This is a genomic window from Paenibacillus sp. 1-8 (assembly GCF_056316205.1).
Genome location: NZ_CM149995.1, coordinates 1,890,735 through 1,917,491, shown reverse-complemented (window position 1 = coordinate 1,917,491; position 26,757 = coordinate 1,890,735). Strand labels below are relative to the sequence as shown.

Annotated in this window: 24 protein-coding genes, 1 tRNA gene, 3 pseudogenes and 1 other annotated feature; of the genes and pseudogenes, 11 read left to right on the top strand and 17 right to left on the bottom strand. The window is 45.6% G+C overall.

Annotated elements, in window-relative coordinates; translation table 11 throughout:
* The first annotated feature begins 102 nt into the window (after window positions 1-102).
* Window positions 103-1,032, top strand: a complete 930-nt coding sequence (locus tag AC0WRU_RS08980) for an ArsR/SmtB family transcription factor (protein WP_025685471.1) — start codon at window positions 103-105, stop codon at window positions 1,030-1,032.
* 57 nt (window positions 1,033-1,089) lie between these two features.
* On the opposite strand, the gene AC0WRU_RS08975 is transcribed toward AC0WRU_RS08980, so the two are convergent.
* Window positions 1,090-1,800, bottom strand: coding sequence for a DUF1361 domain-containing protein (locus AC0WRU_RS08975; RefSeq protein ID WP_476128023.1), 711 nt, complete (start codon window positions 1,798-1,800; stop codon window positions 1,090-1,092).
* Window positions 1,801-1,881: 81 nt separating this feature from the next.
* Window positions 1,882-2,487, bottom strand: coding sequence for a DUF1349 domain-containing protein (locus tag AC0WRU_RS08970; protein WP_476128022.1), 606 nt, complete (start codon window positions 2,485-2,487; stop codon window positions 1,882-1,884).
* A gap of 190 nt (window positions 2,488-2,677) precedes the next feature.
* Window positions 2,678-2,916, top strand: a binding site (T-box leader).
* 42 nt (window positions 2,917-2,958) lie between these two features.
* Here AC0WRU_RS08970 and AC0WRU_RS08965 point away from each other — a divergent pair.
* Window positions 2,959-4,143 carry an aminotransferase class I/II-fold pyridoxal phosphate-dependent enzyme gene (locus AC0WRU_RS08965; RefSeq protein WP_476128021.1) on the top strand — a complete coding sequence of 395 codons (1,185 nt, stop codon included), beginning with the start codon at window positions 2,959-2,961 and terminating at the stop codon, window positions 4,141-4,143.
* Window positions 4,144-4,225: 82 nt separating this feature from the next.
* Here the strand turns inward: AC0WRU_RS08965 and AC0WRU_RS08960 are convergent, their stop codons facing one another.
* The 4 genes and pseudogenes from AC0WRU_RS08960 to AC0WRU_RS08945 all read right to left on the bottom strand — a co-directional run bounded on the left by AC0WRU_RS08960 (window position 4,226) and on the right by AC0WRU_RS08945 (window position 5,601).
* A complete protein-coding gene (locus AC0WRU_RS08960; RefSeq protein WP_476128020.1) occupies window positions 4,226-4,780 on the bottom strand; it encodes a GrpB family protein in 555 nt (184 codons plus the stop codon).
* Window positions 4,781-4,793: 13 nt separating this feature from the next.
* Window positions 4,794-4,925: a hypothetical protein gene (locus tag AC0WRU_RS08955; protein WP_476128723.1), complete on the bottom strand. Its 132-nt coding sequence runs from the start codon at window positions 4,923-4,925 to the stop codon at window positions 4,794-4,796.
* Window positions 4,908-4,979 (bottom strand): annotated as a pseudogene (locus AC0WRU_RS08950) (3-ketoacyl-ACP reductase); the annotation flags it as partial. The gene AC0WRU_RS08955 and the pseudogene AC0WRU_RS08950, both read right to left, overlap by 18 nt.
* 40 nt (window positions 4,980-5,019) lie before the next feature.
* On the bottom strand, window positions 5,020-5,601 hold the full coding sequence (locus tag AC0WRU_RS08945; RefSeq protein WP_476128019.1) for a TetR/AcrR family transcriptional regulator: 582 nt from the start codon (window positions 5,599-5,601) through the stop codon (window positions 5,020-5,022).
* Window positions 5,602-5,796: 195 nt separating this feature from the next.
* On the opposite strand from AC0WRU_RS08945, the gene AC0WRU_RS08940 reads away from it, so the two are divergent.
* Window positions 5,797-7,032, top strand: a complete 1,236-nt coding sequence (locus AC0WRU_RS08940; RefSeq protein ID WP_476128018.1) for an MFS transporter — start codon at window positions 5,797-5,799, stop codon at window positions 7,030-7,032.
* A 93-nt stretch (window positions 7,033-7,125) separates the two neighbouring features.
* Here AC0WRU_RS08940 and AC0WRU_RS08935 read toward each other — a convergent pair whose 3' ends face one another.
* The 3 genes from AC0WRU_RS08935 to fabF form a co-directional block, all read right to left on the bottom strand.
* On the bottom strand, window positions 7,126-7,869 hold the full coding sequence (locus tag AC0WRU_RS08935) for a zinc ribbon domain-containing protein (protein WP_476128017.1): 744 nt from the start codon (window positions 7,867-7,869) through the stop codon (window positions 7,126-7,128).
* A gap of 80 nt (window positions 7,870-7,949) precedes the next feature.
* Window positions 7,950-8,924 carry a helix-turn-helix transcriptional regulator gene (locus tag AC0WRU_RS08930; protein WP_476128603.1) on the bottom strand — a complete coding sequence of 325 codons (975 nt, stop codon included), beginning with the start codon at window positions 8,922-8,924 and terminating at the stop codon, window positions 7,950-7,952.
* Between the two features lie 232 nt (window positions 8,925-9,156).
* Window positions 9,157-10,395 carry a beta-ketoacyl-ACP synthase II gene (gene fabF / locus AC0WRU_RS08925; protein WP_476128016.1) on the bottom strand — a complete coding sequence of 413 codons (1,239 nt, stop codon included), beginning with the start codon at window positions 10,393-10,395 and terminating at the stop codon, window positions 9,157-9,159.
* A 161-nt stretch (window positions 10,396-10,556) separates the two neighbouring features.
* On the opposite strand from fabF, the gene AC0WRU_RS08920 reads away from it, so the two are divergent.
* The 4 genes from AC0WRU_RS08920 (at window position 10,557) to AC0WRU_RS08905 (ending at window position 15,788) form a co-directional block, all read left to right on the top strand.
* Window positions 10,557-11,396, top strand: a complete 840-nt coding sequence (locus AC0WRU_RS08920; RefSeq protein WP_476128015.1) for a helix-turn-helix transcriptional regulator — start codon at window positions 10,557-10,559, stop codon at window positions 11,394-11,396.
* A 136-nt stretch (window positions 11,397-11,532) separates the two neighbouring features.
* Window positions 11,533-13,425: a DEAD/DEAH box helicase gene (locus AC0WRU_RS08915; protein WP_476128014.1), complete on the top strand. Its 1,893-nt coding sequence runs from the start codon at window positions 11,533-11,535 to the stop codon at window positions 13,423-13,425.
* 1 nt (window position 13,426) lies between these two features.
* Complete coding sequence (locus tag AC0WRU_RS08910) at window positions 13,427-14,434, top strand: YqhG family protein (RefSeq protein WP_476128013.1); 1,008 nt, start codon at window positions 13,427-13,429, stop codon at window positions 14,432-14,434.
* A gap of 253 nt (window positions 14,435-14,687) precedes the next feature.
* Window positions 14,688-15,788, top strand: coding sequence for a hypothetical protein (locus tag AC0WRU_RS08905; protein WP_476128012.1), 1,101 nt, complete (start codon window positions 14,688-14,690; stop codon window positions 15,786-15,788).
* 94 nt (window positions 15,789-15,882) lie between these two features.
* Here AC0WRU_RS08905 and AC0WRU_RS08900 read toward each other — a convergent pair whose 3' ends face one another.
* A complete protein-coding gene (locus tag AC0WRU_RS08900; protein WP_476128011.1) occupies window positions 15,883-16,074 on the bottom strand; it encodes a YqzE family protein in 192 nt (63 codons plus the stop codon).
* A 235-nt stretch (window positions 16,075-16,309) separates the two neighbouring features.
* Between AC0WRU_RS08900 and AC0WRU_RS08895 the strand changes: the two genes are divergently transcribed.
* A complete protein-coding gene (locus AC0WRU_RS08895) occupies window positions 16,310-17,071 on the top strand; it encodes an N-acetylmuramoyl-L-alanine amidase (RefSeq protein ID WP_476128010.1) in 762 nt (253 codons plus the stop codon).
* On the opposite strand, the gene AC0WRU_RS08890 is transcribed toward AC0WRU_RS08895, so the two are convergent.
* Both AC0WRU_RS08890 and msrA read right to left on the bottom strand, forming a co-directional pair.
* Window positions 17,046-17,993 (bottom strand): divergent polysaccharide deacetylase family protein, encoded by a 948-nt coding sequence (locus AC0WRU_RS08890; protein ID WP_476128009.1) that lies wholly within the window; start codon window positions 17,991-17,993, stop codon window positions 17,046-17,048. The two genes, AC0WRU_RS08895 and AC0WRU_RS08890, sit on opposite strands and share 26 nt — an antisense overlap.
* 122 nt (window positions 17,994-18,115) lie before the next feature.
* Window positions 18,116-18,483 (bottom strand): annotated as a pseudogene (msrA, locus tag AC0WRU_RS08885) (peptide-methionine (S)-S-oxide reductase MsrA); the annotation flags it as partial.
* 488 nt (window positions 18,484-18,971) lie between these two features.
* Here msrA and AC0WRU_RS08880 point away from each other — a divergent pair.
* Both AC0WRU_RS08880 and AC0WRU_RS08875 read left to right on the top strand, forming a co-directional pair.
* A tRNA-Sec gene (locus AC0WRU_RS08880) sits at window positions 18,972-19,055 on the top strand.
* Window positions 19,056-19,089: 34 nt separating this feature from the next.
* Complete coding sequence (locus AC0WRU_RS08875; protein ID WP_476128008.1) at window positions 19,090-20,436, top strand: dihydrolipoyl dehydrogenase family protein; 1,347 nt, start codon at window positions 19,090-19,092, stop codon at window positions 20,434-20,436.
* 384 nt (window positions 20,437-20,820) lie between these two features.
* On the opposite strand, the gene AC0WRU_RS08870 is transcribed toward AC0WRU_RS08875, so the two are convergent.
* The 4 genes from AC0WRU_RS08870 to AC0WRU_RS08855 form a co-directional block, all read right to left on the bottom strand.
* The gene (locus tag AC0WRU_RS08870) at window positions 20,821-22,131 is read right to left on the bottom strand and encodes an MFS transporter (protein WP_476128007.1); all 1,311 of its coding nucleotides are present in this window, start codon (window positions 22,129-22,131) and stop codon (window positions 20,821-20,823) included.
* A 380-nt stretch (window positions 22,132-22,511) separates the two neighbouring features.
* Entirely contained in the window at window positions 22,512-22,997 is a 486-nt protein-coding gene (locus AC0WRU_RS08865) for an OsmC family protein (RefSeq protein ID WP_476128006.1), read from the bottom strand.
* 223 nt (window positions 22,998-23,220) lie between these two features.
* On the bottom strand, window positions 23,221-24,282 hold the full coding sequence (locus AC0WRU_RS08860) for an NADH:flavin oxidoreductase (RefSeq protein WP_476128005.1): 1,062 nt from the start codon (window positions 24,280-24,282) through the stop codon (window positions 23,221-23,223).
* Between the two features lie 32 nt (window positions 24,283-24,314).
* A complete protein-coding gene (locus AC0WRU_RS08855; RefSeq protein ID WP_025683158.1) occupies window positions 24,315-24,989 on the bottom strand; it encodes an SDR family NAD(P)-dependent oxidoreductase in 675 nt (224 codons plus the stop codon).
* A gap of 655 nt (window positions 24,990-25,644) precedes the next feature.
* Between AC0WRU_RS08855 and AC0WRU_RS08850 the strand changes: the two genes are divergently transcribed.
* A complete protein-coding gene (locus AC0WRU_RS08850; protein WP_025683157.1) occupies window positions 25,645-26,313 on the top strand; it encodes an ArsR/SmtB family transcription factor in 669 nt (222 codons plus the stop codon).
* Window positions 26,314-26,450: 137 nt separating this feature from the next.
* On the opposite strand, the pseudogene AC0WRU_RS08845 reads toward AC0WRU_RS08850, so the two are convergent.
* Window positions 26,451-26,677 (bottom strand): annotated as a pseudogene (locus AC0WRU_RS08845) (family 4 glycosyl hydrolase); the annotation flags it as partial.
* Window positions 26,678-26,757: the final 80 nt, after the last annotated feature.

The window sequence follows — 26,757 nt, the reverse complement described above, 5'->3', positions numbered from 1 at the left end:
AGCAAAGCAGTTTACTTCTTTCTGATTTTATTTTAACATAAGTCAAAACAAATATATAAGCGCTTACAATACATTTTTTAGAGATAAGGAAGGTCTATAGCTATGATTTATATTAAGGACTTAATGTCAGGGCTAGACATTTTCAAAGCGCTCGGTTCGGAAATCCGCATTCAAATTCTGGAATTACTCGCCGCCCATCAAGGACAAAGTATGAATGACATCGCTAACAAGCTTGATCTGAGCAACGGCACGATTACGATGCATATTCGTAAGCTGGAGGAATGTGGCCTTGTCGAGATCAATACCGTGAGTGGCAAGCACGGAACCCGAAAAATGTGCTATCTGAATAAGGAAAAGCTGATGGTGGACTTGCGTAGCAGAGAGCAGAAGAATGTGTATGAGGTTGAAATTCGCATCGGGCATTATAGTAACTATCAGGCAGTACCTACCTGCGGCTTGGTGACCAGAGACAGCATTATTGGCGATTTTGATGATCCCCGCTATTTTGCAGATCCCGGGCGGCTGGATTCTGAAATGATCTGGATGGCAGATGGTTTTCTGGAATATCGGATTCCTAACTATCTCAAAGAGAATCAATCCTTTACCGAAATTCAATTTTCCGCAGAGCTGGGCTCAGAAGCACCGGGTTATTGTGAGGAATACCCGTCCGATATTTGTTTTCATGTGAATGATATTCCCATCGGTCACTGGACCAGCGCCGGAGACTTTGGAGAAGTGCCCGGGGTCCTCAATCCCGATTGGTGGCCGCCGCACTTGAACCAATACGGCATGCTCAAATTAATCCGCATCAATCAACACGGAAGCTTCATCGACGGATGCCGTATATCCGAGGTCACACTGGAGGATATCGGCCTGAACTATAAAAGTGATATTACATTACGTTTATCCGTATCCGATCAGCCGCAGAACAAAGGGGGGCTCACCATTTTCGGCAAAAGATTCGGCAATTTCAGTCAGGATCTGCTGGTGCGTGTGCTTTATGAAGAACACAGGGAGGACAACCTTAGCTGATGGCTTCCCACATGTAAAAAGGCCGAGGCCCGTATTCGTGGAATACGTATCCTCGGCCTAAGCGTGCTTCTCCTCACTTAAAGAGATATAGATCAACAAATAAAAAATGACCACGATTCCAAACACCAGCCAGCTAAATGACAACAAATGAAGCCTTGCTCCGGCATGTACGACCCATTTCCAAACATCCATCACGATCACCATGGGTTGCAACGCCACATCCCAGCTATTCCAGCGAGCAAATCTGCCGATATATACACCTACACTGGACAGCCACAGGAACATAAAAACGGTAGCCCACGCAAGCCAGCCGGAACAAACCTTTTGCAGCATACGGTGGATCATAAATATACAAATGGAAGTAAGAAAAAGACCAATTCCTGCCGCCGAAAAAGACGTAAATAAGATCAACCAAAATTGAGTATTCAGCCAAAAACGCGAGTCAGGATTCACATCATAAAAACGGAATGCATGTAGTAATTCAGTCAGCAAATACAGCGCATTCGGCAGAAAAAACAACCATACGACTCCGGCAATTAATAAAAGAAGCCTTCTCACTTTTATGTTTCCCAGCCTGGATAAGGCGATCATTCCCAGAGAAATCAAGACTGGAACCCATGCCAGAAATAGATCCCAGTACAAAAATTGATACATTTTCGTCCCACTTGTGGACTGCACATACATAATAAGCCCATAACATCCCAACGTAGCTACAAGCAGTACACCCAATAAGCCGGGTAGCTTATATCTCTTTCCTTTAAACAACAAACTCTTGTCCAGCCCCCTGCCTGAATATACGTATATACATCATGCTGCCATACTTGTTTATAGAAATGCTCACTCCGTTTATTACACAGTTCGTATGTCCCCGGATACGTGATTCTCCACAGTCAAAACATCAAAAGTAACATCACAACCTTCTCCGACCGGAGATTGTGCAACGACCCCAACCTTTAGCTCGTTTGGAACATCCATGCCAAAATATCTCGCCAACTTCCATTGCTGCCCGTCTGATGAATAATGAAAAGCAAAGCAATTGCCGGCTCTTGCCACTCGCAAATACGGATTGGAAACGTCCATCGTCCCAGATATACAATCATCGGACGTATCCCGTGTGACCACACTAAGAATAGAGGGAGTGCTTTCAAAATATTCAAAGCATAGCTTGGCCCAATGGGTATCATCCGCCATAATCATCAAGCATCCTGAATCATAAGGCTGCTTCATATCGACACGAACCCTCGTCCATATTGTAAAATCACCTTGAAGCGTTGTATGCAAAAAGGGTGCGGACGATTTTATCGCTGCGCCGGACGGATCTCTAAAGAAATCCGCCTGTGAAGGTGCAGATACCTGTAAAGCCTTGGATTCATCGAATCTCCATACAGTCGGTTCGTTGATCCAGCCCCATCCCGCAGGCAAAACCTTGCCATTAAAGCGTTCAAATACGTTCATATGGATACCATTCCTCTCTAGCCAATATTGTCAAATATCATGGTGAAATCGGAGGCCCAATCCCCCTTGATACCACTATATACGTTATTTTCCAATCGTCAATGATGATGCTCCTGTCTTTAAATTTATAAAAAAAGACTTGCCATCCTGAAATGTTGTGCTTATAATTACACCTAACTTGATACGGTAACAAATTTCAATGACGAGAACGAGTAAGCTATACAGCGGATTTGCAGAGAGTTGGGGCAGGTGAAAGCCAACATTCCGAGGGTAGCCGAACGCCATCTCCGAGAAGCGGGCTGAACTTGAAGTAAGCTCTGCCGCCTTTCCAGCGTTAACCGGAACACGTATTGATGGATACGTGAACAGAGTGTCATTTCTTATGGAATGAAACTAGGGTGGTAACACGGGTATAAACTCGTCCCTTTACAGGGGCGGGTTTTTTTGTTTTTCAAAAAGGAGGAAATCAACATGACGAACGTATCGACCACAGTATCTATAAGCGATTTTTTAACTCCAGCTGTACGGGAAATGCCGCCTTCAGGCATCCGTAAGTTTTTTGAATATAGCGCAGGCAGAAAAGATATTGTTTCGCTTGGTGTCGGTGAACCGGACTTTGTGACCCCTCAACATGTCAGAAAGGCTTGTATCACAGCACTGGAAAATGGCAAGACCTCGTACACACCGAATGCTGGCCTTCCCGAGCTGCGTGAGGAGATTGCCGGGTATCTGGAGAGCAGCTTTAACACGTCCTACAATCCGGCAAATGAAATCATGGTAACAATCGGTAGCAGTGAAGCGCTGGATTTGGCGCTCCGTGCCCTGATTACGGAACACGATGAAATTCTCATTCCTGCTCCCTGCTATATTTCGTATTCACCGATCACATTCCTGAATGGAGGGCATACGGTAACGGTTGAGACCTCTGCTGATCAGCAGTTCAAGCTGACGGCTGAAGCGCTCAAAGCCAAGCTGACTCCACGATCCAAAGTGCTTATTCTCTGTTATCCGAACAATCCGACAGGTGGAGTAATGACTTATGAGGACTGGCTACCGATTGCCCGCTTGGTGGAGGAGCATAATCTAGTCGTGATCTCCGATGAAATTTATGGTGAACTGACCTATGGACAGAAGCATGTAAGCTTCGCCGCTTTGCCGGGCATGAAAGAACGAACCCTGCTCATCAGCGGCTTTTCCAAAGCCTTTGCGATGACGGGCTGGAGAGTCGGCTATGTATGCGGCCCGCAGGAGCTAATTTCAGCCATGCTGAAAATCCATCAATATACCGTTATGTGCGCTCCTATTATCGGGCAAATTGCCGCTATTGAGTCCCTGCGCCACGGGCTGGAGGAAAAAGACCGCATGATGGAATCGTACAATCTGCGCAGAAAATGGTTTGTTGAAAGCTTGCGTCAGACAGGACTGCCGTGCCATGAACCGAACGGTGCCTTCTACGCTTTTCCATCCATTACACACACGGGCTTAAGCTCAGAGCAGTTTGCCAAGCGGTTACTGGAAGAAGAGGGTGTCATTACCGTACCCGGCTCCGCATTCGGACCGGGCGGCGAGGGCTTTATCCGCTGCTCGTACGCATCGTCACAGGAACAACTGGAAATCGCCTTGGAGCGCATCAGCGTATTCTTGAAACGTCTGTAATCAGCCGGCCATTCCCCTATCCAGCGATTCTACCTTCTATAGTAACAATGTGAAAACCCGGGATGTCCGGCCGTCCTAATCTTTAGGATGGTCCGGCATCCAGAACGTTTTGCACAAAATCGGTTTTAGCGTCCGTGTACGCTTCACGATCATGCTGATTTTCCATTGCCAGCTTCCTTTTTAATGCATCATATTGCTGAACCAGCTCAGGCCGTTCACGAAGACGGTTCCGAAACAACAGTTGTTGATCCCAATGCTCCTCATGTTCCAGCATCAGATGCAGATGTCCCTTTCTTTGATCCTGTTCCACTTTAACCAAAAATCTTCTCCATTCCCGACCGTCCAGCTCAGGCGGAACATAGCTCCAGCCTGTTGGTTGCAAAGCAGATACAATCTGTTCCAGCCTATCCCAGGATTCCAATTTTGCCATAATGTCTATGATGGGCTTGGCGGAAAGATTGGGAATTGCCGTGCTTCCTATGTGCTCCATTTCCGTCACATTAAACGGCAGTAGCAGCTCCCGCAACTCGTGAATAACCTGCAAGCCCTGCTCTGACCAGTCAGGATCAGGATTCACTATTTTTACAGGCTCCGTAGCCCACACTGGCCATTGTTCCTGATTTTGCTCCTCATGCATTCACTTATCCCCCTTATACCCACTCAAAAATAATTTCATTCAAAGCAGTATGCTTCTGTACAAAACGTGTCACTTCCCGCAGTGCAATATCCGCTGCCGTCGCTCCCGTATAATGTCTGGATCTTTTTACCATCGTTGGTGCCACAGCATTAACCCTTACATAAGGTGAAAAATTCATGGCACAGCTTTTAGTAAAGCCAAAATACAACTCTCAAGTACTATCAGTTATATGAAAGAAGTTACTTCAGTAACATAAGTGTAGTCGCAACCGCATGATCCACAAAGGAACGCTCCGGACGTGACTTCATCATTACGGTAATCCCGATTAACAACGAGATCATCGTATGAGCCAAAGCTCGCGCGTCCGTAGTAGTCTCAAGCTCCCCTGATCGTATACCACGCTCGATGGTTTCTTGAAATACAGTAGAAAGATACATCTGATGTTCCCTCGTCAAAATTTCAAACTTCTCATCATGTGGGGCCAATTCTACCATTGTATTGATGCAAAAGCACCCCCGGTTAGGGCCTTCATCATATTCTTCTGCCACTATCCCTTCAAAAAAATTGCAAATTGCCTCTTTGACAGAAGCGCTACTTAGCAGTCTGGACTGTACATAAGCAGCGTGGGATTGTGTATATTTGCGCAGCGCGGCTTCGAATAATTGCTTTTTATCCCCAAAGGCAGCATAAATACTGGGGCGCTGAATTCCCATTTTGGAGGTTAAATCGCTTAAAGACGTAGCCTCGAACCCTTTTTCCCAAAAAAGCTGCATCGCTGCATCCAATGCCTTTTCCTCATCAAATTCCCGTGGTCGAACCATAAATAACCCCTTCTTTTCGTATCGTTCAGTATATTAAGATTGTATGATTATCAGAAGCGACTGTCAAATATGTACATGATAAACTCTTGACATCTCATATGGACGCAAGTTATATTAACCTAAAATCATTACGTACCAATCGGTATATTATACTTGTCGGTATGTAACTTACAGAAAGTGATGTGGTATGTGAAAATGAAGACGTCAGAAGAAAAAGCAGTACTCCTGCCCCATCAAACTGTAGCCAACGCTGCCGAAACAGCCCCCGTTCGTTCCATGTCCCGATCTGTGGCACTCCTATTTGCCATAGCCTGTGGGCTGGCTGTCGCCAACATTTATTACGCGCAACCATTACTGGACGCGCTGGCGCACGAGTTTGGCATCACACATTCATCGGTTGGCATCGTCATTACAGTCACGCAGATTTGTTATGCATTGGGACTGTTTCTGCTCGTCCCGCTTGGCGATCTTTTGAATCGGCGGCGGCTGATTACCGGACAAATGCTCCTATCCGTGTTGGCGTTAGTCGCGGTTAGCCTGGCTCCCACGCGTACAATCCTGCTCATGGGCATGGCAACGGTTGGGCTGCTGGCTGTCGTCACACAGACACTTGTTGCGTTCGCCTCGACCTTGGCCGCCCCGGCTGAACGCGGACGCATCGTAGGTCTGGTGACCAGCGGTGTCGTTATCGGTATTCTGCTGGCACGAACCGTGGCTGGTGTATTGACCGATCTCGCGGGTTGGCGTTCGGTGTACCTTGTTTCTGCCGCATTGACGCTATTCATGGCTGTAGCGCTGTTTCGGGTGCTGCCACAGAATGAACCCAAAGGAGCAACGCTATCCTATCCGCAGCTACTTCGCTCGGTTCTCACCCTGTTCGTGCAAGAACGGATTCTGCGTGTCCGAGCCGTGCTGGCTTTGCTCATTTTTACTGCGTTCAGCATATTGTGGACTTCGCTGGTACTGCCTCTCAGTGCCCCGCCGCTATCTCTTTCACACACTGCCATCGGGGCCTTTGGTCTGGCCGGAGTCGCCGGAGCATTAGCGGCTGCTCGGGCAGGGCGTCTTGCCGATCAAGGCTCAGGACAGCGGACGACGGGTATTGCGCTGGCTCTGCTACTGCTATCCTGGTTGCCTATCGGCTATACCGAGCACTCGCTGTTCGCTTTGGTCCTCGGCGTTATCCTTCTGGATCTGGCGGTACAGGCTGTGCATGTGACGAATCAGAGCATGATTTTCACTGTACGTCCTGAGGCACGCAGCCGATTGACCGCAGGCTATATGATATTTTATTCCATCGGCAGCGCCACCGGGGCCATCGCTTCGACTCATATGTACACATATGCCGGCTGGAACGGGGTATGTCTATTGGGTGCTGGCGTCAGTGCTCTGGCTCTCGTCTTTTGGGCAGTAACCTGCCGTTCAACTTGAATGAAGGGTCGACTACTATGATTTAAACAGCAAAAAAAACGTCCGCACCACAGCAATGGTCGGACGGCTCTCTCTGTTTTTACTACCTAATCATCACTTGATCGCAATGTAAATCAGAACAGGCTCATCAGGATTGCCATACACTTCAAAATCACCTGTGTACGTCCGCTCTGCTTGTCCCGAGGCGGCCCAGCTCCAAATCGCTTGCCATACCCGAAAGACCGAGGAAGGTTCGGGTGTAGCTTGAAAGACAGCGTAACGCGCAGCCGGAATAACGAGTTGTTTAAGACCGTCAGAAGCTTCACCATCCATATCCGCTTCTTTTCCGATAAAAAAGGTATAGTCGCCAAAAACCCCATTTTCATAATTGGTATAGCAACCATAGACAGAACGGTGTTCTTCATGACCGCTTATCCGTCCAGGCACATCTTCACTCCAGAAGCGTTCCCACATGCCTGGAATGATCGCCTGGGATGTTTGCTCATTCCGGTTGCTTGTACGTGCTGCCAGTCCGATCAGGCGAATCTCCCCCCGACTTTCCTCCCGGATCGGTTTAAAATCTTCTTCACGTTCCGTACTCTCCTGTGAACGCCAACGCTTCAAATTCGGCAGATAATTACGCATCATCGCCACAGCCTCTTCTTTTTGCATCCCCTGCTCTGCGAGAATAGGCGCGCACTGCTGAATCATCTCCTCCATCGTCAAATCAGGCTGCACAAACGCACCTTCCTTATAACAATACTTACAATATTCATCTGTTTTGGCCTGATGAGCGTCCGTTCCGTATTGTTCCTCATGCTCCAGCGGCATCCCGCAGCTTTGACAAGCTTTATCCATTTTCGTAAATCCCCTTTCGTGATTGATATGGCTCCAGTATAACGAAACAAACCTGACAGCTATCCGTCAGGTTTGTTTTTTTATATTCTATGTTTTTCGAAATTCTCTATAAGAGGCTCTCCATAATTGGATGCAATACGTAACGCCATATCCCGAATCTTTTCCCGTAAATGGGCAGGTTCCTTGACAATCACATCCGGTCCCAGACTTAAAATAAATCCATACATCCACGCATCCTCGGGAAAAGGAACCGAAACTGTGTACATCCCTTCTCCCTGCTCGGTCAATGCTTCCACGCCAAACCAGTCTTCCGCCAGATGCCGGGATTTGTGGTTAAATTGCAACGTAAAAGGCTGTACCGCCCTGACCGCCGCCAGCCGTTCTTCATTCCATGGCAGCACTTCATAGGAAAGGTCCCGGCGAGTGAAAGCCGTCTCCGTAACAATAAGATCACTCATGCGGGATAGTTTAAACAAACGAAATTGCTCCCTGTCGAGACAGTAGGCGTATACAAACCATTGCTGTCCTTTCAGAACGAGCGTGTGCGGCTCGACTTTCCGTGCAGTCACGGCTCCCTGCGCATTCCGATAAGTAAAAGCAATCGTACGCGCTTGACTCAGCACCTCCTTCACCTTTACCAGCTTAGCCTCCTGCGCAGACTGATTTCCCCAACCCGAATGATCGACGATGAACTGTGTGGTATTAACACTGAATTGTGCTTTTCCCGAATCTGGTATAATACTTTCAAATTTATCGAGCAACCGGGTCACATTCGGTCCACCAAACGACGAGGACAAGCTCTGCAAGCCCATCACAATGTCCTTCACATCGCCTTCCGTCAGCATACTTCGATCCAGACGGTAGCCATCCATCAGGCCGATTCCCCCATTTACCCCCTGATAGGTTACCACCGGAATGCCAGCCAGGCTAATCGCCTCAATATCTCTGTAGATCGTCCGTATCGAAACCTCATACAAATCTGCCAGTTCCTTCGCCTGAATTCTATTTCTTTTCAACAGCAAAATGACGATAGAAAGCAACCGTTCAATTTTCATCTCTCCAAAACCTTTCACCATTAATCGCACTAGCTTCCAGCCTCAAATTCCAATACGCTTCAGCATCTGCTGGTTCTATGTTCCTGATTAAAATCATTACTTCCAATGCCTCCAAATGTTTTCTTCCATCTTACTCTATCTCTTATCTAAAATGAATCCGTTGCCAATAGCAAAAACCTCAGGCATTCCATCCCGTTGGATAGAACTCCTGAGGTTAAATCATTTATTTCACTTATGGCTCGTAACGCTTCATTACGATGACCGCATTGTGGCCGCCAAAGCCGAAGGAATTGGATAGCCCGATATTTAATGAGGCCTTGCGTGCTTCGTGAGGCACATAGTCCAGATCACAGGCCGGGTCCGGGTTATCCAGATGAATCGTTGGCGGAATGATGCCTTCCCTTAGACTCTGTACGAGTGCAATGGCTTCGACGCCGCCTGCGGCTCCCAGCATATGACCGAGCATGGATTTATTCGCGGTAACCGGAATTTGGTAGGCATGGTCACCGAACAGTTTGTGTATCGCGAGAGTCTCAGCCAGATCGCCAACGAGCGTACTCGTTGCATGCGCACTGATCACGTCCACCTCTTCAGGCGTGATACGGGCGGATTGAAGGGCTGCTTTCATCGCCAGATAAGCTCCGGTTCCTTCCGGGTGCGGTGCAACCATATGGTAAGCATCCGAGCTAGCCCCATAGCCGATGACCTCGCCAACTATTTCTGCGCCACGCTGAACAGCGTGCTCCAGCGACTCCAGTACCAGAATGCCAGCTCCTTCGCTCATAACAAAGCCGTCGCGGTCCTGATCAAACGGTCGGCTCGCAATCGAAGGCTCCTCGTTACGAGTCGACAAGGCCGTTGCATTGGAGAAGCTCGCAAGCGCCAGTCTGTTCACCGCTGCCTCCGCTCCACCTGCAAAAATCACATCCGCATCTCCTGTGCGAATCGTACGAAACGCCTCTCCAATCGCTGTATTTCCAATGGAACAGGCCGTAACCGGCGAAAGCGTTGGCCCCATCGCTCCGAACGCAATACTGATTTGCGCTGCAGCCATATTTGAAATCATCATAGGCACCAGTGTCGGACTGACTCTGCCCGGCCCACGATTCTGCAATACATTCACATTGTCCACCAACGTATCCAGACCGCCGACTCCTGATCCTACATAGACACCAACACGCTCCAGATTCGTGTTATCCAGCTCCAGACCGGAATCCTTCAGCGCTTGCTCTGCCGCAAACAACGCAAACTGCGTGAAGCGATCCATTCGTCTGGCGTCTTTACGTCCCCATTGCTTTTCTGCATCAAAATCCTGTACCAGTCCAGCGATCTGTGCTTTCAAATCGGACACGTCGAACGTGTCTATTTTTCGTATACCTGAATGACCCTCCAGCAGATTCTTCCACAGCGTGTCCACGTCATTGCCCAGTGGTGAAACCACACCCATACCTGTAACTACAACTCTTTGCATACGCTCTTCATTCCTCCTGCTCGTTTGCTTACTTATAATCCTCATTTTACCCTTAGCTTATCCTATTACAAGTGTTTGTTTATCCTGGTATAATGAACACTACTATAGTTAGAGCCTTAACTGCTCATTACTTATCCACCGTCGAATGGAGAGAACTCGCTATGAAACCGGAAGCACGTCTGGAAGCACTATCTGTTTTTCTCAAAACCAAAAGAGCCCGTTTACACCCGCATATGGTCGGTCTGCCGAACGGATCACGCCGCAGAACACCCGGCTTGCGCAGAGAAGAAGTGGCTCAATTAGCAGATGTCAGCACCACATGGTACACCTGGCTGGAGCAGGGACGCGATATCAAGGTGTCCGCCTCTGTACTGGATGCCATTGCCGCCGCCTTGCAGCTAAACACGGATGAACGAAAGTATTTGTATGATTTGGCGCTTGAAACCGGATTTCAGACACCTCCTGCTCTTGCAGAGCAGACGGTTATTTCTCCATCCCTGCAAAAAATAGTACAGGAGCTGCGCTACTGCCCTGCTATTATTTCAGATCGGCGTTGCCATATTGTCGGCTGGAATGCGGCGGCGGCTCATGTGTTTATGGATTTTGCAGAGCTGCCCCATGAACAGCGCAACATGATTGAGCTGCTGTTTACCAAAAAAGAGTTTAAAAGTCTCGCCGTAAACTGGGAGCATTTTGTAAAAGGATTCCTTGCTATTTTCCGCGCTTATTACGGACAATATGTGACGGACCCTTGGTATGCACAGTTCATACAGAACATGAGCCGAGCTTATCCGGAGTTTAATGAGCTTTGGAACCAAAGTGAGGTCAGCTCTGCGCCGGAGGTGCTGATTGAATTTCGTCATGCCAAGGCAGGCAAAATGTTGTTTGACCTGACCTCCCTTCAGGTGCAGGGCAGCGTCGATCTGCGTTGCAGCATCTACACCCCGAACGCACAAACCTCTACAGAAAGCAAACTCCAAAAGCTAATGGAAGGCAGCTAAAGGATTTCACCCCTCCTGTTATGAATATATCTTTTTCCGTCCATACTACATCTACGATCTGTGCAACATAGATGCCAACGATGTGACAGAACCAAGAGCTTCATCTGCGCCATTACTAGGAGGGAGGGAATTCATCATGAAAGCCAAATCGACAAGTTCCCCACAATCACAAAATCAGACACCACTGCCTGTTTCGGTGCAATTTGACCGTAGCTGGCAGGATGAGCTGGACCAACGCCTCCGCAAAGGAGGACCTTGGGGAGATTGGGGTCTATATCAGTTGGCGATTGAGGCGGAAAAGGCCAAGCTGGTCCCCAGCTTTGATGAGCTTCAATGTCTGAAGCATTTGCAAGACCTCACTCCGCTGCCCCATCAGCTGGATACGGCCCGTAAGGTATTGTTTGAAATGTCCGGTCGCGCCATCCTCGCTGATGAAGTCGGCTTGGGTAAGACGATCGAAGCTGGAATGATTCTAAAAGAATATCTGGTTCGCGGGCTTGCCGCTAAAGTGCTTATTCTTGTCCCCGCTTCCCTGGTGCTTCAATGGGTTCGTGAGCTGAACAGCAAATTTGGTATTTCGGCTGTCGCTCAGAAAAAAGCATATTCCTGGTCGTCCGAGATCGTCGTGGCCTCTATGGATACAGCCAAGCGGGAACCACACAGCAACATCCTGCTGGACACCGATTATGATTTGCTCATTATCGACGAAGCCCACAAGCTGAAAAATAAAAAAACATCCAACTACCAGTTTATTATGAAGCTGCGAAAAAAATATTGTTTGCTCCTGACCGCTACCCCTGTCCAAAATGATCTGTCCGAACTGTTCAATCTCATTACATTGCTCAAGCCCGGTCAGTTAGGACGACACGGGGATTTTTCAGCCAACTTCGTTGTGGATAAACGTCTACCTAAAAATGAGGATCAGCTCAAGGATGAGCTGTCCAAAGTCATGATCCGCAACCGTCGCGGCGAAGGGCCGGTCCAATTCACCAAACGAAATGTTTCCAACATTCACTTGGAGCTTTCGCCGGAAGAACAAGCGCTATACGATGGAGTCACTTCCTTTGTCAAGGATCAATATCAGGCGAATGGCGGAAATTTGAGCAGTATGCTGTCTCTTGTTACCCTTCAGCGGGAAGTGTGCAGTAGCCGGGATGCGGTATTCGTAACGCTTGTCAATTTGTCTAAAAAGATGGCGCCCGACTCTCCCTTACGTGATCGCGTCTGGGAATTGGTCGCGCACATCAAAGCGATTAAAGCCAATTCCAAGGCGGAAAAAGCGCTTGAACTCATTCGTCAAATGAACGAAAAAGTGATCATTTTTACCGAATACCGGGCTACACAGGAGTATTTGCTGAACTATTTTCGTGACCGGGGACTATCCGCTGTTCCTTATCGGGGCGGCATGAACCGGGGACGCAAGGACTGGATGATGGATCTGTTCCGCGGACGCATTCAGGTGATGATTGCCACGGAGGCGGGCGGCGAGGGCATTAACCTGCAATTTTGCCACCATATGATTAACTTTGACCTGCCGTGGAACCCCATGCGTGTGGAACAACGGATTGGACGTGTGCATCGATTGGGACAGACGCATGATGTTAATATTTTCAACCTGTCCACTACCGGAACGATTGAAGAGCATATCCTCCACCTGCTGCATGAAAAAATCAATATGTTCGAAATGGTTATAGGCGGGCTGGACGTCATTCTGGAACGGTTTGAAAAGAAGGAATCCATTGAAAAGAGCCTGTATAGAATCATGCTTGAATCCAGCAGTGATGATGAAATACGCCAAAAAATGCAAAAGCTGGGTCATTCGCTGGATTCGATCAAACAGGAAATGAAACAGATTCGCACAGAAAGTCCATCTACTTCGGATACGCCAACCGATATATCATCCGAGACAGATCAGATCAACAACGGGCGTCTGACGGGAACAAGCCAAAGCACCGCTGCTTTGCTAGGCTTGTCAGGCAGCGCTGTCCCTCCAGCCAAAGCCCGACGCAGCGCGAAAGGAGGCCGCTGATATGACCATGAATTCACAGCAGGTACAGCGCTTTGTCCTCACGTATCTGGAAGCCACCGGATGCAGCGTGATCGAGAGGTCGCCCAACCATGTGACCGTCAAGCTTTCTCCCGAAGCGGATAAAGCTCTAACGAACCGCCCCTACTACTGGGGCTATGTGGAGCGCACTGGTGTTCCTGCGCAAACGATGTCGTTCACCTTTATTTTCGATGGGGAAGCCTACCGGACGGCACAGGAGAGTTCGATAGACAATACGTCGCCCACAAAGAATACGTCTCTCCCCACGTCACAAGCCCAACCGGGACAAAGACCACAACAAGCTCCAGCGTCCGGCAGTCCGGCGCAAGATCAAGTCATGGGCCGTTACTTCGGTCATGTTCCGCCGTTACCGCAGCTGGGGCCCGGACGTATTTTGCAGGAAGAGCTTCGCTATGGGAGTCGTCGGCTGCATCAAATTTTTGAAGCTGCACGGGATGGAGGGAAATATGTCAATTTGTTCGAGCAGCCCAATGCTCGTCAATTATCCGCCCGTTCTCCCGCAGTGTATGAAGCCTGGCTAGGCGTTTGTTACAAGATCGAATTTGCCTGTGATTTGAAGCGGGAAGAGCTGCATTGGCTCGGGATTTCGCTCAAAAGCGGCACGATTGTACCCGATTTTGGCAGCATGCTCGAATCCAGGCAGCTCAGCCCGCTGCTGGCAGGCAATATGCATGTGCAGCCTGCAAAGTTATCTGTTCCGGAGGCCTCCACCTCGCTGGAAAACTTTCTCAATGTTCAGCTAAGCCAGCAGGATTACGAGTGGGCTGAGCAGGCCAGAGAACGGCTGCGCGAGGAATTGGAGGTTATTGATCACTATTACGATGATTTGGTCAAGGAGCAAAAAGAAGAAGAGGAAAAAAAAGAAGCCGTTCAAGAGCAGCATCAGGCCCGCCGCAAAGAAATGGTATGGCAATATGAACCGAAGGTGCTTGTATCCGCCATTAACTGCGGGATATTTCATCTGCGGTAACCGATATCTCACGCTCCTTCGCAGGCTAGTTGCAGAGGTATCGTCAGCTTTTAACATCGTGCTTCAGACTATATCGGGTTTATTGCTGTACCGACAAGCTTTGCCAAGCCTGCCGCTACTTATCGACAGCAAAAAACGAACCCGGTCAGGACAGATGTGCCGACAAGGTGTAGCAGTCTTTTTATCGGACAAGCTATATGCTGGATAAAAAAGCTTCCATCGGTGCATTATGCCGTCAGAAAGGTGGATTCCATTGAAAAAAAATTCCGGACACTATAGCGTTGGTATGATTGCGGCTGTTCTGATCGGTCTGTCCGCAGTCTGTCCGTTTGCTTCCATTCAAGCGGCCCCCTTAGCCACCCAGGATCACATCGCAAACCCGTCACCCCCTTACGAAGCAAGTTCATTGGTTTCCCCAGCGGAACCCACGAACCAAAGCCAAGCTGAAAAGCAGGGGCAAACCGAGGCGGCTCCTGTAAGCCCTTCCCTTTCTCCGGGTAACTCTTCCGCAAGTCCTCCTGCTCAGGAGCAAGGGGTACCAACGGACGTAAAGCGGGTTTCCTCCGATACGGTGCAGTCGCTATCAGCACAGCCTCCATTTGCCCAGTGGAAAGATGCCGAGCTTAGCTACCATCCCCTCGGACCCGGAACCCATAGCTGGCTCGTGCAGGTGAATCGTGGAGGTGAATACATTGGCTACCTGATTATCGGGGCAGATCATAACGGCGCTTATCAGCTTAATGAATACGGAAACGGACTGGGCGGGCCGTACAGTATGAATTTACTCCGCCAATCCCTTAAATCCCTCACAGAAACCGACCTTTCATCCATCGACAAGCTGCAAATTACTCCCATGTATGAGGAACCGCTATTAGCCTACTGGCGAGTGCGTTCCTCCACGGGCAGCGAAGTATGCATCGACGCTTTTACGGGTGATCCATTGCCTGCGGAGGTAGCCAATGGAAGCTGGAAAAACAAGCTCCACAGCAGCACAAATTCTTCTTCTTCTGCTCTCTCTCTGAAAGCAGGGGCACAGGCGATTACCCTTTCGGCTGAGCCTTTTGATCCCTATGACGATCTTAGCTGGCTTCTACCCAAACAAAAGCTTTCCATTCATAACGTACAGCAGTTTACTAGCACACTGAATGAATCATCACGTATCGTATTTTCTGCGACCAGCATAAATTTTGCCTTTGGCGGCCCTTTGGCTATTAACGGATATCAATCCTGGAACCCTTCGCCTGATCTGTCTCATCCTATTATGTATGCGGCAACTTGCCGCACCGGGCTTTCCCGCTTTGTGCCGCTGGATCGGCTGTTATCTAGCGGTGAATTTTATCGTATCCATTCTTAGTCATAAATTACGAAATCATTCTTGAACATTTCTATAACACAAAAAGAGACCTCAAACGGCATTCCGTATGCCTCTTGTGGTCTCTTTGGCGAGTTTAATGCCGATCCTTTCGCCCTTTGCGTGCAGATTTAATCCACATATTCAGAGCGAGCGGCAGCATTCCGAACCATTTGTATACCCATGGCTCTCTGGATCGTTTGCGGCTACGGCGCACATCGCGCGGCGTTTCCATATACCGAACAATTCGCTGCGTAATGTACGTCACCAATTCATCACTCTTGGCCATCCTCCGCGACCTCCTTCAATCTGCATCCCTGACATTTTGTTCGCATTGCAGGAAAACCATTAAATTCACACATTGGATGCAGATAAGCTTAGCTTGCTCATTTTCCAAAAAGTCTAACCCTGCGGGAATAACTATGCATGGCTTTCCTTAAATGGAACATACTATCTTAAAGCTATGCTGCTTGTTTATGGTTGGTTTTCAGAAAAGAACAATCCCTCTACTGGAGGAATGGGACGTGCGAAAAGAAAAGCTATACATCAAATGGTTAACTGGACTGGGATTAAGTTTAAGTGTCCTTTGCAGTGCTGTATTTACACCCTTTGCCTATGCAAGCGCCCAGCCCGGCGAAAATAGCATCTATCCGAACAAGAACACAGAAAGCCAATTCAACGTACATTCGTCGTATCACGCTTTTGCCAAACCCGTTGTGCTTATAGACGTCGGTCATGGAGGCGTGGACGGTGGAACGAGCGATAAAGGGCTTCTGGAAAAAGACATCAATCTCGCAATAGGTCAAAAGCTGTACCTGATTTTGCGCTCGCAGGGCTATCCCGCGGTCTTAAACAGGGACAAGGACTATGCTCTAAGCGACGATAACCGTTGGCTGAATTCCAAATCACGGCACCTGAAAGACCTGGCTCAGCGTAAAAGCCTTACCGAACAGTTACCTACTGCTTTGGTTGTAAGCCTGCATGTGAATTGGACCAAACGTGCCGAAAAACGGGGACCGATTGTTTTGTATCAGGATGAAGGCAGCAGCTATCTGTTGGCAGAGCGGATTCAACATTCATTAAACCGCTTATTCTGCATGAACAGAGAAACGGTTTACGGAAAACCCTTCTATCTTCTGAATAAAATCCAGCATCCCGCAGTAATCGTGGAAACCGGATTTATCAGCAATGAACAGGACAGAGCCATTCTTTCCGGGGATCGCGGTCAAAAAAACGTCGCAGAAGCGATAGCCGAAGGCATTATTGCTCATTTGACGGTATGGTAGTTTGGGTGGCAGGAGCTCCCTTCCATCCCCATACGGAACGCACCAAATCACTAATGCCCACAAACTTGGCGTGATCCTTTAGCGCAGGAACCGATGAATGAAGTGCCGAGAACGTGTGCATGCCAGCCACACCAACGTGACCAATGGTTACACAGGTATCGTGCTCGTCCACCCATTCAGCCACCTTGGTTAATTGCCGATTCACATGGGCGAGTGTATGGGCATCATCCAGAAAAATGTCATTGCGCACTGGTGGCATTCCCTTTTCAACAGCAAGCTTAGGCACTACTGACCAACAGTTCGTACGGCTGTCGACAAAAAATAGTCCATACTCCTTGCAAACATCGAGAACGATGGACATAATGCGTTTGTCTGAGGTAACCTTGGAGCCCATGTGATTGTTCATACCTATCGCAAAAGGGACCTCCTTAATGGCTGCTGTCACCTTGGCACGTACTTCTTCATCCGACATATTCGCCTTAATCGCTCCAGGCCCAAGCCATTCAGGCCTTCCCTGCTTTGGCTCCATTGGTAGATGCACAATGACGTCATGACCTCGCTTGTGAGCTTCTATGGCATCCTGCTTGGTGGAGGGCAGAAACGGCATCACCGCAACCGTGATTTTAACCGGCAAATTTAAAATTTGCTCTGTCCCTTTCATGTTGTTGCCTAGGTCGTCGATAATGACGGCTACCATCTTTTGATGCTGATCCTGCTTACCCGTAGCGTTTGCTACATCCATGCTCCAGACATTCCCGCATACCGTAAAAACAAGACCTACCACAATACACGCGGCTAAGTTTTTTTTCATTCTCGGATTTTGGCAAACCACATATGCACAGGTCGGCTCTTTACGGCTGCGAGTAGCCTGTATAGCCTTCTTTATGATATTTCTCAGGTGAAGTTTCGTTCGTTTACTCATTACAGGTCAGCCTCCTTCTCTGTCCCTTCATTGTGTGAGTAACGTCGCCTAAATATGTATGGGCAGATCCAAGAGGTCATCCCCGATCTGCCCTACGTACGCAAAACGTATGCTAAACCTGCTTACCAGTTCTGATGTATAAACTCATCACGGCCCGATTGGGCGCGGTCTTCCTTGTAATGCTTCACATTCTTTTTGCGATAATCCTGATGGTAATCCTCTGCCGGATAAAATATGGAGGCCGGAAGAATTTCCGTCACGATGGGCTTGTCAAAACGTCCGCTTTGTGCCAACTGCTCCTTGGACTGTTGCGCAGCATCCCGTTGCTGCTCCGTATGATAAAAAATAGCGGTTTTATACTGTGTGCCTCGGTCCTGAAATTGACCTTCCCCGTCGGTAGGGTCTGTTTGCGGCCAATACAATTCGAGCAGCTTTTCATAAGGAAACAGCTCAGGCTAAAAGTAATCTGCACCACCTCGTAGTGACCTTCCAAAAATAACAATATCACTTCGGATGTCTGCATTAAGTTCAAGTCTCCTAAAATGGTATCGTGCTGTTGTAGTATCTGACTGCTTTTCTCTAATTGGTTTACCTGGCATCAATTTCTTAATAATTCAATTGAACAATTGATTATTTTAGTGTATATTGAATTACATGAAGGAGGTGAGAGAACATGTTTCGAGTAACAGAAGGTGCTGTAAATGAATTTAAAAAATCGTTGAGCAAGCGTTATAGTGAAGCCGATTATCCATTTATCCGTTTGAGCTTGGGAACAAGCTGAGGTGGGTGTTCGAAATTCGACGGAGTAAAATCTCTGATTAACATAAGTAATTGGGAATATTTCAAATATTTCAATCTGTATTTTGTTGTTAATTTATTCTGCATAAGCAGTTTTAAATTAGTCCGATAATAATTCCTTAGGCCCTTTTTTTCATTGTTGGATAAAAATAATTTAATGAAGCAAGATACTTTTTAAGCCGGGTACTTGGTGTCCCCCTGGTTTTCAAAACCAAGCGGGAGGCGTTTTAGGTCTCTGGTGGGTTCGATTCCCACAGAGATCCAGAAATTAAAATGGAAAGAAAGAGGGAAGAATAAAATGGATATTAAAAAATATGACTACATCATTATAGGAAGTGGCCCTGTTGCCTATAAAATGGCTATTGGATTGAAAAATTCAAATAAAAAAATACTAGTTGTTGAAAACGACAGATTCGGCGGGATTTGTCCAAACTATGGGTGCGAACCTAAAATATTTCTTGAAGGGGCAGTGAAAACAGTACTAACGGCTCGTCAACTTCTCAATAAAGGGATTTCGGTGGCAGCCGAAATCGATTGGCAACAATTAATGAAATATAAAAAAGAAACATTTGCCCCTTATCCACAAAATGCAGAAAAAGGTATGCAAAATAATAATGCGGACACCATTAATGGGACAGCTTCTTTTGTAAATGAGCATACTTTGATGATTAATGATGAACAATACTATGGATCTAAAATAATTATTGCTACAGGTCAAAAACCAAATAAATTGCCAATTAAGGGTAAAGAATTAACATATAGCAGTACTGATGTTTTATCAATGGAACATTTACCTAAACGAGTTACTTTTATTGGTGGTGGTTTTGTTAGCATGGAATTAGCTACAATACTTAATGCTGCTGGGTCACATGTAGAAATTATTGAGTATGGAGATAGACCACTACAGCCGTTTTATTCAGCACATGTTAAAGACGTTGTTTCTGAGATGAAAGCGCAAGGTATTATATTTCACGTTAACCAATCAGTAAGCGAGGTTGTAAAAGTCGATTCTTACTATAGCGTTAAAACTGCTCAAGGATTAATTGTTGATACTGATCTTGTTGTAGATGCTAGTGGAAGAATTCCGAACATAGAGCGATTGAACTTAAAAAATGCAGGGATAGAATATGACCGCGGGGGAATATTGGTTAATGAATTTCTAGAAACAAATGTAAAAGGGGTTTATGCTGCGGGAGATGTGGTAAGTAAAGATCCTCGTATTGCACCTAAACTGACAACAACTGCTCATTTTGAAGGAGAGTATCTGAGTGAGAATTTAGAAAGCAATAACCCTGTACCTATTAAATATCCAATAATAGGTACCGCATCATTTACGTTTCCGCAGATTGCACAAGCAGGCATGAATGTTGATGAAGCATTAAATAATCCTGATTATAATGTCATTACACATGATTTAACTCCAGATTTCTTTTATACAGGTACAAACGATTATAATGCAAAATTAACACTTATTTTCGATAAAACGAATAAATTAGTGGGGGCTTCTGAAGTTAGTCAAACTGCGGCAGATGATATTAATAATTTTGTTGACGTTATTGGTTTGAACTTAAATACTGATTCTTGGAAAAAAGAGTTTCTTCCTATCTTCCCGGCTTTAGCCTATAAAGTTCGTGATTTAATATAATTTTAACTAATATAGACTAACAAAAAAAGTACATGGAAACTGAGATATAGCTACACTTGTATATCTCAGTTTTTTTATATGACGGATTGTCAAACCAAGTGCTACAGCTCCCGCGGTCCCGACTAATGGCGCATGATGCCTGCCCAGTTCCTGAGCAATGGCTTGTGCACTTTTCCCCTGCTATGCTCAACCACGCATAAAAGAAATTCGCACTAAGCTACTAATTTTTCAAGGACCACAAAAACAAACAAGCCGCCAACTTGACGACTTGTTTGCAGACATATTCGACCTGTTTATCTCAATTATTTGTTTCCATTACCCATTCCACACAATTCCTCGACTTTCTGATTCAAGAACATATGCTTTTAAAAAGAAATGATCGCATCAATCGTTTTTCTTCCGTGACCAGACTACGACTGGAATAAGAAGTAATGCTAGGAAAGATCCAATCAAAGAGAGTGTAGAAAAGCTGGATTGTGCCACAACCATACCAGATAGCACACCTCCGGAGGCTCCCGCCAAGGCAATCAAAACATCTACCGCGCCTTGCGTCTTCGCACGAACTCGTTGAGGTGTTGCATCCACTATAGCTGCCGTCCCGCTAATCAAACCAAAATTCCAGCCCAACCCAAGAAACGCAAGGGCAAGAATAAGCATTACCATTGAATCATCTGGTGCAAATGCAGCAAGCAAGCCTGACAATAACAAAGTAAGTCCGGAGGCGTACGACATCATTTTATATCCGAATTTATCGACGAGAATACCGGTGATTGGAGAAGGAAGAAACATCGCAGCAACATGGATGCCAATGACAATGCCAACCTCACCCAATCCGTAACCATGGTGCTGCATGTGAACGGGAGTCATGGTCATAATTGCAATCATCACAATTTGGGTTAGTACCATTACCGCTGCGCCAACAATGATACCCTTTTTGTTGACCATGTCTTCTTGAGCATGGGACTGTTCCAAACTATTAGGGGTTGCATTGGCGTGCTGCACATCAGCTATGGCCTTAGCAACAATAAACGGATCAGGCCGCAAGAAAAAGAAAATTATCAGGCCAGCTATAATATACGCCACGGCTGCCAGCATGAAAGGACCTGACAATGGAGGTGCACCTATGGAAGTAGCTACCTCTCCAGTAAGATTCACAAGATTTGGACCAGCGACGGCGCCAAACGTTGTGGATACCATAGCCATACTTATCGCTTTTGCTCGATGTGTGGGCAATGCCAAATCCGTACCAGCATAACGTGCCTGCAAGTTTGTTGCCGTGCCTGCTCCGTAAATCAACAACGAAAGAAAGAGCAATGGTATGTTATTGAATAGCGCCGCGAGAACGACTCCAATAGCTCCCAGGCCGCCCGCCATGAATCCCGTAGCCAGTCCGGCCCGGCGTCCCAAGCGTTGGGAAAGGCGGCCTACAAAAAGAGCAGCGCCTGCAGAACCTAAGGTGAATAGAGCAGTTGGGACCCCTGCATAGCCGTCTGTACCAAGCATGTCTTGTGCAAGTAATGCTCCTACTGTGACACCTGCAGCCAAACCAGCTCCTCCAAAAATTTGTGAAAAAACGACGATCCTCATCGTTTTTGTATGTAACTGACGCTGTTTCTCAGATGATTTCACATAATCAATTATCGATACTGGCGTTTTTTTCTTTTTTTCTTCAAGGTCTAATGTATCTGATAACATTCTGTATTCTCCCTTTATTCGACAAGCCACTCATAATATATCTCGTATTGCAAAGTTGTCTCATCATAAGTGTAAACTATCTATTTGGCAAATTTTATTATTCAACTGCAGGCCCGACTTTTTTGATGGTGTAGTAGTTTGCCTAATTGGGTAAGCCCGGGACAAATGATTCTAAAATTCAAACAAGAAAGTCGCCAATATGGCGACTTTCAAAGGACTTATAATACTACCTGGACCTATGTCGACCCGGGATTGGAACTTCTATTGACACAATTCGCATGATCATCATGCGAACAACTTATGCGAGTGTCTTTAGCCTCGATTGCACGCTGCAAAAATTGTTCAATCTCAGCTTTGAAGATAAATAAGGATTTAAATTATCATTCCAACCCATGTTTTTCAATATAGTTACTTGTCAAATCATCTCCGGAATCAATTGAAACCTTGCCTTCGACTCCTATGGAAACACCAGCTTTTATCAAAAGTTGACCAACATGACAATCTTTTTCAGCTTGCAGCATCAAGGCCTCTGCCATGGATACATCCTCTTTCGACGCTTCAGATGTCAACACAATGTGCGGACGATGCGTGAACACCAATTGATCTCCGTTAGCTGTGGTTCCCTCAGTATCCATAAAGAGTCCTGAAACGGGAACTTTTTTTCGATCGAGCATGTATGCTAATGTCATTATATAACAAGCCACGGCTGAAGACATAAGAAGCCGTTGTGGTTCAGTCCCCTGTCCACTGCCGCCTTTTGCAGCAGGAATAGCAATTTGAGTCTGGAAATTGTCACTTTTAATTCGACCATCACCTTTTGCATCTTTGTACCAGATCGTATTCATATTAATTTTTTCAGTCGCCATATTAATCGCTCCTTTTTTTTGTTTTGTAATATTCAGTGTGTATTGTTTGAATTTGACATGTCAGTAACATTCCTTAGTTAAAAATGACGAGAAATTAAAAACGTATCGATTACTCAAAAAATATTCAATCAATCAATCAATCAATCAATCAATCAATCAATCAATCGAATTATAATACATACTTTGCCTTTTTGTCAAGTCTTGATCCAATAGTTTAAGCTCATTAATTCAATGTTTCAATTGCGTCACGCGTAAACGGAACCAATTCTTCTGTTCGTCCATCACGGATTTTGCTTACCCAGTCAGGGTCAGCCAATAATGCACGCCCAACTGCGACCAAATCGAATTCTTCACGTTCCAATCTCTCGACTAAAGCCCCTATCGTGGTTGATTTGCAATTCGCATTTTCCCCGTTATCAAAGAAATCCAAAAAATCAGCGTCAAGACCGACAGATCCAACTGTAATTGTTGGTTTCCCTGTCAGTTTTTTTATCCATCCTGAAAGATTCAAGTCAGATCCTTCAAAAGCTGGTTCCCAAAAGCGACGAATAGAGGCATGGAAGATGTCAACGCCTGCATCAACTAATGGCGCTAAGAAGTCTTTTAGTTGTTCTGGAGTTTCTACTAATTTTACTGTATAGGCCTCATATTTCCACTGTGAGATTCGCAACACAATTGGAAATTCTGGTCCAACAGCACGTCGGCAAGCTGCGATAACCTCACTAGCAAAGCGTGAACGCTTGACAATGTCGCCACCGTATTCATCGGTACGCGAGTTTGTTTTTTCCCAGAAGAATTGATCAATTAAAAATCCATGGGCTGCCATAATCTCGATGCCATCAAACCCAACTTTTTTAGCATTGACTGCTGCCTGTGCGAAAGCCTCAACCAATTCCGAAATTTCTTGTTTTGAGTAATCATTAGCGTTGCCTCGTGCACCCATATGCCACAATTGAGAGAAAATTTTTCCACCGGCCTCATGTACTCCATCAACTACTTTTGACCAACCGTTTAGCGCCTCTTCTCCGTATATGTGTGGTACGTCCTTCTGCCATGCTGGCACCTCGGATGCAACATCAGGATGGTTGATAAACGTACCTTCTGTCAGAATAAGTCCAACGCCATTTTCAGCTCTACGACGATAATACGCAGCGACATTCTCCCCTGGCACTCCATTTGGAGAAAAATTTCGAGTCATAGGTGCCATCACAATACGATTAGATAGTTTGAGATTTCCCATTTCGAATGGTTTAAAAAGAGCTGCAATAGATTGAGAATTATTCATAAAAAAACCTCCAAGTTTTATTTAAAGAGAAATTAATTCAAAATTTGCATTATCCCTTTAGGGAATGTTTCTTCTGCCTCTGTTTTTTTCTCATATAGACTGTACCAAGCCTCCGCTACCTGATCTGGATCAAAACCTGTACCCTTTTTGACCAAAGGACTAATGGATAAATGGCCAACATATACCCCCTTAGACTGCAAACGCTCGTGCAAATTAAGGATATAGTTTCGCAATCCTGACATGGCTATACCTGAATTTCCGAACATATGGCTGGGACTCATTGCTGAAAGATCGCTTGTAAAAAGAAGTGCTCCTTGACCTCGTTCAGTCATTTCTGGAATGACTTGTCTTGCAGAATTGATGGCTCCGATAACCACATTGTTGAAGATTTCGGTAACGCTCTCTTCTGTCGTATCCAGAACAGGTGTTACAGAGGTATTTCCATTATGGGGACTAAACTCCAAGACATCTATTGTGCCAAATGTATTTCTAATTTGTCCAAATGCCTTTGTTAGCTGCGTTTTGTTGGTAATATCAGCTGCAAATCCTTGAGCTTCAATTCCCAGCTTGTTCAGCTGCTCCGCATATTGATCAAGCTTCTCCTGAGTTCTTGAAACCATAGCAATACGGAATCCGTGCTTTCCAAAAGTCTTAGCCAGCGAGAAACCAAGACCAGGCCCAGCACCAATTATAACCATTGTTTTCATTTAATAATCTCCTCTTGTTAAGACATAGTCCACAATGTTAGTACAAATTTTAGTGACATTAGACTGACTTTGTTCCACCATTCCATTCCGTTACCACTTGAAATTGTGCAATCCCATCATTTGAGTTTTGCTCTACATCTTTCTATTGACTTAAATTACAAAGAATCACTGCTTTTAATTAACTACTAGTAGTTAATTAAAAGGCATTGACCACTATTGTCAATGTACTAACGCTAGCGGGACAATGTTGTACTCTACTTTAAAATAAATTGACCTCGTTTTATTTGTGCATGCTCAAATAAAACTTTATTTAATTATTCAATTTATAAATTGAATAATAATCCAATTCCTCAAATCAGTCAAGTTTTTTTTGATATATCAAGGTTTCCTTTCTTGTGTTCATTAATCTCATATTTATTCCACGTCATTAGCTCCTTTTCAGAAATGATTAAATTTCCATTAAATAGTACGTAGATAATTTGTTCATATGCTCAAAATAAATACTATTCCTATAAAATTTATCGATTTATATTATTTTCACTTGACTACAATCAGGGACATGATAAAATTCTATTAGTCAATTGATTAACATTACTCATTACCCTATCCTGAACATAGGGGTTAATAAATAAGAAGAGAATTGAGGTTGAGAATCATGGAAGAATTATTGAACTCTGCGAAGTTATTTAAGGAAGATCTCTATAAACAGTTGGCTAGAATCGGTAAATGTTTGTCTAGTGACAAGCGTCTGGAAATTATGAATGTGTTATCACAGGGATCTAAAACTGTTGAGAACTTAGCTACTTGTACGGACATGAATGTCGCAAACGTATCACGTCACCTACAAATTTTACTGGATGCAAAGCTAGTTAAATTTACAAAAAAAGGAACATACGTCATCTACTCACTGGCAGATCCTGAAATTATTGATTTTCTCGCGTCTCTGTGGCGAATCAGCGAAAAACAACTCCCTGATATTGGAAGAATGAAGGATGATTTCGCAAATAACCTCGATGACATTCAAACTCTTACAATGGATGAGGTTATGCAAAAACTCAATGCAGATTCCATACTACTTGTGGATTTACGTCCTAAAGAAGAATTTGATATGGGGCATATTGCTGGAGCGATTTCGATACCAATGGAAGAGCTAGAAGCATCTTTACGCGAATTGCCAAAGGGTGCAGAAATTATTGCTTACTGTAGAGGTCCGCTTTGTGCATATTCAGCGCTAGCAGCTCAAAAATTGCAAGAAGAAGGATTTACAGCTTATCGTATAGAAGAGGGCTTGAATGAGTGGCAGAAACATTTTCATTTAAATTAAAGTCAGTTTTTCTTGCCCGCTTCGTAGCTAACAGTTAAATAAATAGCCTTTATAAAAAAGACTTCAAGGCTGATCTTGCCGGCTCTGAAAGTCTTTTTGTGATCAAAAAGATAAAGCGATCTGATCTACCTGAAATCTTAGCGTGTAATCGTTTTATTTTGATGGAATTGAGGTAAATACTGTTTATGTGCCTCAAGAAGCTCACCAACAACGCTTAAGCCACATCACCACTTTGTACAAGTGGGTTTATTGTAAAAGCTTGTAATGCTGTAGCATAATCACCAGTAACTGCAGCTTCGATGGTCAATTCCTTCATACATTTCATTATTTGTTGCAATCCCCGTTGTGCGGTTGAGAATGATCCGACCGCTTTTATCATTTTGCAAAATAGGTTGAATAACACCAACGATAGACTGAATGCGCTAGAATACACATTAATAGAGC

Coding starts and splice junctions, on each gene's coding strand:
- AC0WRU_RS08980 (WP_025685471.1), top strand. CDS start 103: ATGATTTATATTAAGGACTTAATGTCAGGGCTAGACATTTTCAAAGCG.
- AC0WRU_RS08970 (WP_476128022.1), bottom strand. CDS start 2,487: ATGAACGTATTTGAACGCTTTAATGGCAAGGTTTTGCCTGCGGGATGG.
- AC0WRU_RS08965 (WP_476128021.1), top strand. CDS start 2,959: ATGACGAACGTATCGACCACAGTATCTATAAGCGATTTTTTAACTCCA.
- AC0WRU_RS08960 (WP_476128020.1), bottom strand. CDS start 4,780: ATGCATGAGGAGCAAAATCAGGAACAATGGCCAGTGTGGGCTACGGAG.
- AC0WRU_RS08945 (WP_476128019.1), bottom strand. CDS start 5,601: ATGGTTCGACCACGGGAATTTGATGAGGAAAAGGCATTGGATGCAGCG.
- AC0WRU_RS08940 (WP_476128018.1), top strand. CDS start 5,797: ATGAAGACGTCAGAAGAAAAAGCAGTACTCCTGCCCCATCAAACTGTA.
- AC0WRU_RS08935 (WP_476128017.1), bottom strand. CDS start 7,869: ATGGATAAAGCTTGTCAAAGCTGCGGGATGCCGCTGGAGCATGAGGAA.
- AC0WRU_RS08930 (WP_476128603.1), bottom strand. CDS start 8,924: ATGAAAATTGAACGGTTGCTTTCTATCGTCATTTTGCTGTTGAAAAGA.
- fabF (WP_476128016.1), bottom strand. CDS start 10,395: ATGCAAAGAGTTGTAGTTACAGGTATGGGTGTGGTTTCACCACTGGGC.
- AC0WRU_RS08920 (WP_476128015.1), top strand. CDS start 10,557: ATGAAACCGGAAGCACGTCTGGAAGCACTATCTGTTTTTCTCAAAACC.
- AC0WRU_RS08915 (WP_476128014.1), top strand. CDS start 11,533: ATGAAAGCCAAATCGACAAGTTCCCCACAATCACAAAATCAGACACCA.
- AC0WRU_RS08910 (WP_476128013.1), top strand. CDS start 13,427: ATGACCATGAATTCACAGCAGGTACAGCGCTTTGTCCTCACGTATCTG.
- AC0WRU_RS08900 (WP_476128011.1), bottom strand. CDS start 16,074: ATGGCCAAGAGTGATGAATTGGTGACGTACATTACGCAGCGAATTGTT.
- AC0WRU_RS08890 (WP_476128009.1), bottom strand. CDS start 17,993: ATGAGTAAACGAACGAAACTTCACCTGAGAAATATCATAAAGAAGGCT.
- AC0WRU_RS08875 (WP_476128008.1), top strand. CDS start 19,090: ATGGATATTAAAAAATATGACTACATCATTATAGGAAGTGGCCCTGTT.
- AC0WRU_RS08870 (WP_476128007.1), bottom strand. CDS start 22,131: ATGTTATCAGATACATTAGACCTTGAAGAAAAAAAGAAAAAAACGCCA.
- AC0WRU_RS08865 (WP_476128006.1), bottom strand. CDS start 22,997: ATGGCGACTGAAAAAATTAATATGAATACGATCTGGTACAAAGATGCA.
- AC0WRU_RS08860 (WP_476128005.1), bottom strand. CDS start 24,282: ATGAATAATTCTCAATCTATTGCAGCTCTTTTTAAACCATTCGAAATG.
- AC0WRU_RS08855 (WP_025683158.1), bottom strand. CDS start 24,989: ATGAAAACAATGGTTATAATTGGTGCTGGGCCTGGTCTTGGTTTCTCG.
- AC0WRU_RS08850 (WP_025683157.1), top strand. CDS start 25,645: ATGGAAGAATTATTGAACTCTGCGAAGTTATTTAAGGAAGATCTCTAT.